At 74.6% G+C, this 2,051-nt stretch carries 3 protein-coding genes; 2 read left to right on the top strand and 1 reads right to left on the bottom strand.

Annotated elements, in window-relative coordinates; genetic code table 11:
• Positions 1-394 (bottom strand): MFS transporter (locus AE652_RS40265; protein ID WP_049660726.1); only part of this gene is annotated, 394 nt, incomplete at its 3' end.
• Between the two features lie 54 nt (positions 395-448).
• Between AE652_RS40265 and AE652_RS40260 the strand changes: the two genes are divergently transcribed.
• Positions 449-1,231, top strand: coding sequence for a helix-turn-helix domain-containing protein (locus tag AE652_RS40260; protein ID WP_049660723.1), 783 nt, complete (start codon positions 449-451; stop codon positions 1,229-1,231).
• 35 nt (positions 1,232-1,266) lie between these two features.
• Entirely contained in the window at positions 1,267-2,010 is a 744-nt protein-coding gene (locus AE652_RS40255; RefSeq protein ID WP_049660721.1) for an SOS response-associated peptidase, read from the top strand.
• The last annotated feature ends 41 nt before the right edge of the window (positions 2,011-2,051 follow it).

Genomic DNA, 2,051 nt, shown 5'->3' with positions numbered 1-2,051 from the left:
CGTCCCCCGCCCGCCGCGCCGCCAGCCGGGCCACCCGGGCCGACTCCGGGTGGTAGGCCGCCACCCCGACCCCGGACAGCGCCACGAAGGCCAGCGTCAGCCCGTACGAGCCGCCCACCCCGCTGAGCGCGATGCCCGCGCCGCCCAGCAGCGTGCTGACCGGCAGCAGCCAGGGCAGCGGCCGGCGGTCGGTGAGCGCCCCGAACAGCGGCTGCGCCACCGAGGAGAGCAGCGAGGCGGCGAGCACCACCCCGGACACGGCGGCGTACCCGTAATGGCGCTCGGCCGCGAAGAACGGCACCAGGGCCGCCACCGCGCCCTGGTAGACGTCCACACAGGAGTGCCCGACGGAGAGCAGGAGGATCGACCTGCGGTCGGAGGATCGTTTCGGCATGCCGCCAGCCTCGGGCCCGCACCCGCTGTCGGACTTCCGATAACCTGCCATCCGATGCCGAGAATCCGCCACGATCCCGTCGCCTCGCGCCATACACCCGTCGCCTCGCGCCACACTCCCGTCGCGTCGACCGAGGCCCGCCTGCTGCCCTCCGGCGGCGCCATCGACGCGCACCGGCACGACGACCACCAGATCGCCTATGCCGCCCGCGGCGTGGTCGGCATCACCACCGACGCCGGCTCCTGGGTCGCCCCCGGCGACCGCGCGCTGTGGATCCCGGCCGGCACCGTCCACGCCCACCAGGCCCATGGCGAACTCGAACTCCACCTGGTCGGCCTGCCCGCCGACAACCCGCTCGGCCTCGACCGCCCGACCGTCCTCGCCGTCGGGCCGCTGCTGCGCGAACTGATCGTCGCCTACACCCGCACCCCCGACCAGGACACCCCCGAACGCGCCCGGCTGCGCGCCGTCCTGCTCGACCAGCTGCGCGCCTCCCCGCAGAGCCCGCTCCACCTCCCCCCCCCCGCCACGCCCCTGCTCCGCGCCCTGTGCGCGCTGCTGGAGGCCGACCCGGCCGACGGCCGTACGCTCGCCGAACTCGGCCGCGCCGTCGGCGCCAGCGACCGCACCCTCTCCCGGCTGTTCCGCGCCGACCTCGGCATGACCTTCCCCCAGTGGCGCACCCAGCTGCGGCTGCACCACGCCCTGGTGCTGCTCGCCGAGGGCCTGCCCGTCACCACCGTGGCGCACCGCTGCGGCTGGGCCTCCGCCAGCGCCTTCATCGACGTGTACCGCCGAGCCTTCGGACACACCCCGGGCGGGCGCGCGCCGCGCTGAACGCCGTTGTCCGTACCGCGTGGCAGGCTGGGGGCATGTGCGGCCGCTTCGTCTCCACCACCACGCCCCAGGACCTCGTCTCCCTGCTCGGGGAGCTCCGGTGGGACCCGGCCGAGACCTTCGCGCCGAGCTGGAACGTCGCCCCGACCGACCCGGTCCCGGCCGTCCTGGAACGCGTCGACCGGGACACCGGCGAACTGCTGCGCCAACTGCGCCCGCTGCGCTGGGGCCTGGTCCCGTCCTGGGCCAAGGACCCGTCCGGCGGCGCCCGCCTGATCAACGCCCGCTCGGAGACCGTCGACACCAAACCCGCCTTCCGCAAGGCCTTCACCACCCGCCGCTGCGTGATCCCCGCCGACGGCTACTTCGAGTGGCGCGAGGTCCCCGCCGCCGCCGACCGGAAGAAGTACAAGCAGCCCTACTTCCTCAGCACCGGCGGCCTGATGCTGATGGCCGGCCTCTACGAGTTCTGGCGCGACCCCCCCCGCCCCGAGGACGACCCGCTCGCCTGGCTCGCCACCGCCACCGTCATCACCACCGACGCCACCGACTCCGCCGGCCGCGTCCACGACCGGATGCCCCTCACCATCGCCCCCGACGACCTCGCCACCTGGCTCTCCCCCGCCCACACCGACCCCGCCGAACTCCACCACCTGCTGCACAGCCCCGCCGACGACACCCTGCGCGTCCGCGCCGTCCCCACCACCGTCAACAGCGTCCGCAACAACGGCCCCCACCTGCTGGACACCGCCCCGGACCCACTGGGCCTGGCGGACTGAGGCCGAACCAGGGAGATTCCCAATGATGTTGTCAAGCCAGG

The organism is Kitasatospora sp. MY 5-36 (assembly GCF_001182915.1).
Classification (GTDB): Bacteria; Actinomycetota; Actinomycetes; order Streptomycetales; family Streptomycetaceae; genus Kitasatospora.
The sequence above is the reverse complement of the archived record's forward strand: the minus strand, read 5'-3'. Positions and strand labels throughout refer to the sequence as shown.